This window comes from Phocaeicola coprophilus DSM 18228 = JCM 13818 (genome assembly GCF_000157915.1).
Lineage (GTDB): Bacteria > Bacteroidota > Bacteroidia > Bacteroidales > Bacteroidaceae > Phocaeicola > Phocaeicola coprophilus.
The window spans coordinates 4,126-10,700 of the sequence record NZ_EQ973649.1 but is presented as its reverse complement, the minus strand read 5'-3'; the positions used below and the strand labels follow the sequence as shown (position 1 = coordinate 10,700).

At 49.0% G+C, this 6,575-nt stretch carries 8 protein-coding genes; 2 read left to right on the top strand and 6 right to left on the bottom strand.

The window, feature by feature from the left end; genetic code table 11:
• From BACCOPRO_RS14420 to argR, 6 genes are all read right to left on the bottom strand, one after another.
• The coding region (locus BACCOPRO_RS14420; protein ID WP_008144759.1) for a pyrroline-5-carboxylate reductase family protein at positions 1-577 on the bottom strand (577 nt) is incomplete at its 3' end.
• Between the two features lie 309 nt (positions 578-886).
• Positions 887-2,008 (bottom strand): aspartate aminotransferase family protein, encoded by a 1,122-nt coding sequence (locus BACCOPRO_RS14415; protein ID WP_008144758.1) that lies wholly within the window; start codon positions 2,006-2,008, stop codon positions 887-889.
• Between the two features lie 13 nt (positions 2,009-2,021).
• Entirely contained in the window at positions 2,022-2,990 is a 969-nt protein-coding gene (gene argC / locus BACCOPRO_RS14410) for an N-acetyl-gamma-glutamyl-phosphate reductase (protein ID WP_008144756.1), read from the bottom strand.
• Positions 2,987-4,195, bottom strand: coding sequence for an argininosuccinate synthase (locus BACCOPRO_RS14405; RefSeq protein ID WP_008144755.1), 1,209 nt, complete (start codon positions 4,193-4,195; stop codon positions 2,987-2,989). Before BACCOPRO_RS14405 ends, argC begins: the two co-directional genes overlap by 4 nt.
• A 39-nt stretch (positions 4,196-4,234) precedes the next feature.
• Positions 4,235-4,804 carry a GNAT family N-acetyltransferase gene (locus tag BACCOPRO_RS14400; protein WP_008144753.1) on the bottom strand — a complete coding sequence of 190 codons (570 nt, stop codon included), beginning with the start codon at positions 4,802-4,804 and terminating at the stop codon, positions 4,235-4,237.
• Positions 4,805-4,832: 28 nt separating this feature from the next.
• Positions 4,833-5,312 carry an arginine repressor gene (argR, locus tag BACCOPRO_RS14395; RefSeq protein ID WP_008144752.1) on the bottom strand — a complete coding sequence of 160 codons (480 nt, stop codon included), beginning with the start codon at positions 5,310-5,312 and terminating at the stop codon, positions 4,833-4,835.
• Positions 5,313-5,475: 163 nt separating this feature from the next.
• Between argR and BACCOPRO_RS14390 the strand changes: the two genes are divergently transcribed.
• Both BACCOPRO_RS14390 and BACCOPRO_RS14385 read left to right on the top strand, forming a co-directional pair.
• Complete coding sequence (locus BACCOPRO_RS14390) at positions 5,476-6,216, top strand: class I SAM-dependent methyltransferase (RefSeq protein ID WP_008144747.1); 741 nt, start codon at positions 5,476-5,478, stop codon at positions 6,214-6,216.
• Positions 6,217-6,325: 109 nt separating this feature from the next.
• Positions 6,326-6,575 (top strand): helix-turn-helix domain-containing protein (locus tag BACCOPRO_RS14385; RefSeq protein WP_040311570.1); only part of this gene is annotated, 250 nt, incomplete at its 3' end.

The following is a 6,575-nucleotide window of genomic DNA, read 5'->3' as shown; positions in this document are numbered from 1 at the left end:
GCTTGATGCCCATTTCCACTCCAGCCTGCATGGCTGCCTGTACATATTTCAATACATAAGCAATGCCGCAGGAAGTCAGTGAGGTGGCCGCTGCAAATAATTTTTCTTCGATAAGCATCGAACGTCCCATTTCGTTGAACAGGTTCATGATTGAACTGACTTGTGCTTCCGATGCGTTGCGGGCGGCTACCAGAGTCATGCTGGCCCGCTCAGAAATGGCTGTATTGGGAATGATGCGGAAGATGGTCATTTCCGGGTCTACGAAGTGAGCCAGATCTTCGAACGTCAGTCCGGCAGCAACTGAAACCAGGATCTGCGGCTGCCGGAGGCGCAAAGGCTTCAGTACCTCTTCCACTTTCCAGGGTTTTACGGCAATGATGACAATATCTGCATCCGCTGCAGCCTCCTTGTTGCTCTGTGTAGTATGAATGCCGGGATATTCAGCTTTCAGTCTCTCCAGTTTTTCAGTTCCGGGATTGGATACAAAGATATCTTCTGTATTCACCTGATGTCCATGTGCCAGGCCACGGGCAATGGCACCACCCATGTTACCTGCTCCGATAATTGCAACTTTCATGTTTTCTTGTTGATTTAGAGTTTATACGCAAACATAAGTAAAATTTTCCGGTTTCTGAAGAGGAGCCGGCGCCTGTTTTATGAATTTTGTGATGGGCGGGGCTGAAAAAAAACGTTTCGGCGTATTCACTCAAACAATGAGACGTTTTGATGAATACGCCGAAACGTTTTTTAAAAAGCCCGAGGCCTTCTTTCAGGTGCTCCGGCAATATACCTTCGATGCCCTTGCAACGTGCGGTCGTTGGAGCCCGATCGTGCGGTCGTTGGAGCCCGATCGTGCGGTCAATTTTTTTTGTATTGTACGCATGATTTATACGAGGCGGTGCAGGCGTTCCAGGAAGTCTGAAACTTCGTCCATGCTCAGGCAGAGCGGCGGAAGCAGACGGATGACATTGGTTCCGCTGACCCCTGTAAATACTTTCTGTTCGAAAAGCAGTTTGCTGCGGAGTTCCTTGATCGGTTCTTCAAATTCCAGACCGATCATCAGACCTTCTCCACGGACTTCCTTGATTCCCTTGAATCCTTTCAGTTCATTAAGCAGGAAACTTCCCACGCGGGCTGCATTTTCCACCAGATGTTCTTCCTTCATAACGTCGAGAACGGCGATGGCAGCGGCACAGGCCAGATGGTTTCCGCCGAAGGTTGTTCCCAGTTGTCCGTAGACCGGAGCAAACTTCGGACTGATCAGGACACCTGCCATCGGGAATCCGTTGCCGATACCTTTGGCTACAGTGATGAGATCAGGACGGATGCCGCAGTGCTGGTGGGCGAAGAATTTTCCGCTTCGGCCGTAACCGGACTGGATTTCGTCAAGAATCAGGACGGTTCCTGTTTCGTCGCATGCCTGGCGAAGTGCCTGCATGAATGCCGGAGTGGGAACCTGAATGCCGCCTACTCCCTGGATGCCTTCGATGATGACGGCACATACGTCGCCTTTGGCCAGTTCGGCCTTCATGGCTTCCGTGTCGTTCAGCGGAAGGTAAGTGACATGTCCGTTGTTATTGATCGGTGCAATGATTTTCGGATTGTTGGTCACTTCCACTGCCAGTGAAGTACGTCCGTGGAAAGCCTTGGCAAAGGAGATTACGCGCGTACGTCCGTTGTGGAAAGAAGCCAGCTTCAGTGCATTTTCGTTGGCTTCAGCTCCTGAGTTGATGAGGAACAGCTGGTAGTCGTCATAACCTGAAAGAGCTCCCAGACGGTCGGCTACTTCCTGCTGCAGCTTGTTGATGACAGAATTGGAATAAAATCCCAGGGTAGCTACCTGCTTGCTGATGGCTTCTACATAATGCGGATGAGCATGTCCGATGGAGATCACGGCATGACCGCCGTAGAGATCCAGATATTCCTGTCCCTTGTCGTCCCATACGTGACAGCCTTTTCCTTTGACAATGTTGATGTCGAAAAGGGGATATACGTCGAATAGTTTCATAATCGTTCTTGATTTAGAATGCGCTGGGCTTCAGCTTCAGTCCCACGGTTTCTTCGAGGTTGAACATCAGGTTCATGTTGTGAACCGCCTGACCGCTTGCTCCTTTCAGCAGGTTGTCGATGCAGGAAATGATGAGCAGCTTGTCACCGTGCTTTTCCAGATGAATCAGACACTTGTTGGTGTTGACTACCTGTTTCAGGTCGATGTTCTTTTCTACGATGTGAGTGAAGGAATCCTCTGCGTAATAGTCCTTATATATTTTTACGAGTTCATCCAGTTCCACTTTAGTCTTGACAACGAGAGTTGCAAAGATACCTCTTGCGAAGTCGCCGCGGTAGGGGATGAAATCAATTTCCGCGTCGAAGCTGTTCTGCAACTGGCGGAGTGACTGCTTGATTTCAGGTACGTGCTGATGTTCAAAAGCCTTGTAGACACTCATGTTGTTGTTACGCCAGCTGAAGTGACTGGTGGCTCCCGGCTTTACGCCTGCGCCGGTACTTCCCGTAATGGCATTCACCATCACGTCATCGTTCAGCATCAGGTGCTTGGCCAGCGGAAGCAGGCCGAGCTGAATACAGGTTGCGAAACATCCCGGGTTGGCCACGTGTTTGCTGTGGCAGATCGTCCGGCGGTTCAGTTCGGGCAAGCCGTATACGAAGTCATGGCTGTCGTCCTTGATGCGGTAGTCCATCGAAAGGTCGATGATCTTCAGGTCCTCAGGAACGTTGTGACTTTCCATGAACTTGCGGGTATCGCCGTGTGCCGTACAGAAGAACAGCACGTCGATCGTGTCCAGCGGAAGTTCGTCGGTGAAGACGAGATCCGTTTCTCCATACAGGCCTTCGTGTACGTCAGTAATCTTGTTTCCGGCGTTGCTGGAGCTGTTGATGAACTTGATTTCTACATCGGGATGATTGATGAGCAGGCGAATCAGTTCGCCTGCCGTATATCCTGCGCCTCCTATAATACCTGCTTTGATCATACGTTCTCCTCGTCTTTGTGGTTTGCGTAATAAGCGCGGAGCGGAGTAGAAAGAACCTTGATGAAGCCTTTGGCATCTTCGGCTGTCCATCCTTTCTGCATTTCACCGTATTCACCGAACTTGTTCTTGACCAGATCGTCCTTGGATTCAACTCCTACTGTTGAGAAGCAGTACGGACGCAGTTCGAGGATTGCAGTTCCGTTGACGTTGCGCTGTGATTCCTGCAGCATGGCTTCGATATCGCGCATGACGGGTTCCAGATACTGGCTTTCGTGGAGGAACATGCCGTACCAGTTGGCCACCTGGTCTTTCCAGTACTGCTGCCATTTGCTCAGGGTATATTTTTCGAGGAACTTGTGTGCTCCGATGATCAGCATGGGAGCAGCTGCTTCGAAACCGACACGGCCTTTGATACCGATGATGGTGTCGCCCACGTGCATGTCACGTCCGATACCGTATGCAGCTCCGATTTCCTCTACTTTCTGAATAGCCTTGATCTTGTCGTCGAACACTTCGCCGTTGACTGCATACAGTTCACCTTTCTTGAACTCCAGTTTCAGCTGTTCGCTGCCTGTCTTGGTTACCTGTTTCAGATAAGCACTTTCAGGCAATCCCTGTGCAGAATCCAGGATTTCACCTCCACAGATGGAAGTACCCCAGATACCTACGTTATAAGAATATTTCAGTTTGGTGAAGTCGGCTTCGAATCCGTGTTCCTTCAGGTAATTGATTTCATAGTCACGGCTCAGTGCCATGTCGCGGGTAAGTGTGATGATTTCCACTCCGGGAGCCATAACCAGGAAAGTCATGTCGAAACGCACCTGGTCATTTCCTGCACCGGTTGAACCGTGTGCAATGGCGTGAGCGCCGATTTCATTGGCGTAACGTGCAATGGCGAGTGCCTGGAAGATACGTTCTGAGCTGACGGAAATAGGATAGGTTCCGTTGCGCAGTACGTTACCGAAAATCATGTATTTCAAGCTCTTGGCATAGTATTCCTGTGTTACGTCGAGGGTAACATACTTCACTGCACCCAGCTTGTATGCGTTTTCCTCGTTTTGTTTCAGCTGTTCGGGGCTGAAACCGCCTGTGTTGGCACAGGCTGCATATACTTCATAACCTTTTTCTTTAGCCAGATACATGACGGTGAACGATGTATCCAGTCCGCCGCTGAATGCGACGACTACTTTTTTCTTTTCTTCCATAAGGCTTTATTTTATTTCAGTTATTTTTCATGAAGGGGATTAAAAATTAGTAACCTTGTCGTCTGTGTGCAGAGCCGGATCATAAAGCATGGCGGTGCAGATACAGAATTTGCGTTTCTTGGCCATCAGGATTTCGTGGTTGATACAGCCTTCGCATCCTTTCCAGAACGATTCATCATCGGTCAGTTCGTTGAAAGTCACGGGGACATATCCCAGTTCCGTATTCATTTTCATCACGGCAGCTCCTGAAGTAAGACTGAAGATCTTAGCTTTCGGCCAGCGCAGGCGTGCCAGGGTGAACGAAGCATGTTTGATGCGCTTTGCCAGTCCCTGTCCCTGATACTTGGGATGGACAATCAGTCCCGAGGTGGCTACATACTCTTTGTTTCCCCATGATTCGATGTAAGTGAATCCGGCGAATTCGTCTCCGCACAGGGCGATGATAGCCTTTCCTTCTTTCATTTTTGTGGCCACATATTCGTGTGTACGTTCGGCAATACCGGTTCCGCGTTTCTTGGCGGCTTCTCTGATGGTGTCCAGAATCGTGTCAACATAAACCTCGTGTGAGGCGTCGGCTACCATGACCTCTATTTGTTTAGTAGTATCCATTTTTTTTCTGTATCTATGTATTATTATATTAATGGTTGATATTCGGAATGACATGCTCCAGCGCATGTTTGACACTGGTGCGCGAACATCCTTCGCGGAGCACCAGCATGATGGTGTCGTCTCCGGCTATCGTCCCGATGATCTCGTGAAAGTTGCTGCTGTCGATGTCGTAGGCCAGGCTGCTTGCGTATCCGGGGCGCGTCTTGATGACGGCAATGTTGGCGGAGAATTCGATAGAGAGGAATCCATTGTGACGAAGCATCTCGGTTGCACTTTGCGGATCGGTCATGCGCTTGTACATCGTATTGTTGGGAAGCACGTATACATAGTTGCCGTTCATACTGGCGGCTTTGGCTACCTTCAGTTGCTTCAGGTCACGTGAAAGCGTAGCCTGTGTCAGTTGAAAACCTTCCCGGGCCAGTTCCTGCAGAAGCTCTTCCTGGCTTCCGATCTCTTTGCTTGAGATGATCATTTTGATGGAATCAAGTCTGCTATTCTTATTCTTCATTGTATAATTATTCTTGTTTGGCTGCAAAAGTACGCAATATTTTGGAATATAGATACAGAAATCGGGAAAATTTTATGCATATATGCAAGTTTTTTCATCCTGCTGCATATCTTTTCGTATCTTTGCACGCAACAGACAATCAGGAAACAAGAAATATAGAATAATGGATATAACTTTATTGACGGAAGACAAGGATCCGATGGGATCGGCTGTTTATGATTATTTCAAGCAGGGGAAGGCTGCACGTCTGCGTGTGTTTTCTTCTCAGTTCGAGGAAGATGAGATTCCGGTGAAAGACCTGTTTCGCTCTTATGAAGAGATGCCTTTGCTGGAGCAGAAGGCTTTGCAGCTGGCAGAAGGAAAAATTCTGGATGTGGGAGCGGGAAGCGGTTGCCATACGCTGGCTCTCCGGAAGATGGGCAAGGAGGCACTGGCGATTGACATTTCGCCCTGGTCGGTGAAGGTGATGGAAGCCCGTGGGCTGACAGCCCGTCAGGTAAACCTGTTTGATGAGCGTTTTACGGAGCGTTTTGATACGATCCTGATGCTGATGAATGGTTCTGGAATTATCGGACGCCTGGAACGTATGGGAGATTTCTTCCGCCGTATCCGGCAGCTGCTCAATCCGGGCGGGCAGATTCTGATGGATTCAAGTGATCTGCGTTACCTGTTCGAGGATGAGGACGGCAGTTATCTGGTTAATCTGGCAGGCAACTATTACGGAGAAATAGACTTCCGTATGCAGTATAAACAGGTGAAAGGGGACAGTTTTGACTGGCTTTATGTAGATTTCGATACCTTGTCAGCCTATGCTGCCCAGTGCGGTTTCCGGGCAGAATGTATTCAGGAAGGCAGTCATTACGATTATCTGGCCCGTCTGACCGTAACCAATGAGGCTCTTTAACTCTTGTATGGTGAAATCAGGGTTTCAGGAATAATTGGAAAGTTTTTTGCCTGTTTTTCGCTCAATTGAAGAAACTTTGTTAATTTTGAAGCAACTAAATGATAAAACTATGGATGAACAGATCAAACAAATAGCAGAACGCGTGCGAGGGTTGCGCGATGCATTGGGCCTGGGTATAGATGAAATGGCAGAAAGCTGCGGACTGGCTTCTGCACAATATGCTGCCATTGAGTCGGGAGAATGTGACCTGTCAGTCAGTTCCCTGCAAAAGATAGCCCGCCATTTTGATGTCCCTCTGGATGTGCTGATGTTCGGTGAAGAACCGAAGATGAATGCCTACTTTCTGACTCGTCGGGGAG

Bases quoted from the DNA above. Each gene is read 5' to 3' on its own strand.
- argC (WP_008144756.1), bottom strand. From the start codon at position 2,990: ATGATCAAAGCAGGTATTATAGGAGGCGCAGGATATACGGCAGGCGAA.
- BACCOPRO_RS14405 (WP_008144755.1), bottom strand. From the start codon at position 4,195: ATGGAAGAAAAGAAAAAAGTAGTCGTCGCATTCAGCGGCGGACTGGAT.
- BACCOPRO_RS14390 (WP_008144747.1), top strand. From the start codon at position 5,476: ATGGATATAACTTTATTGACGGAAGACAAGGATCCGATGGGATCGGCT.
- argR (WP_008144752.1), bottom strand. From the start codon at position 5,312: ATGAAGAATAAGAATAGCAGACTTGATTCCATCAAAATGATCATCTCA.
- BACCOPRO_RS14415 (WP_008144758.1), bottom strand. From the start codon at position 2,008: ATGAAACTATTCGACGTATATCCCCTTTTCGACATCAACATTGTCAAA.
- BACCOPRO_RS14400 (WP_008144753.1), bottom strand. From the start codon at position 4,804: ATGGATACTACTAAACAAATAGAGGTCATGGTAGCCGACGCCTCACAC.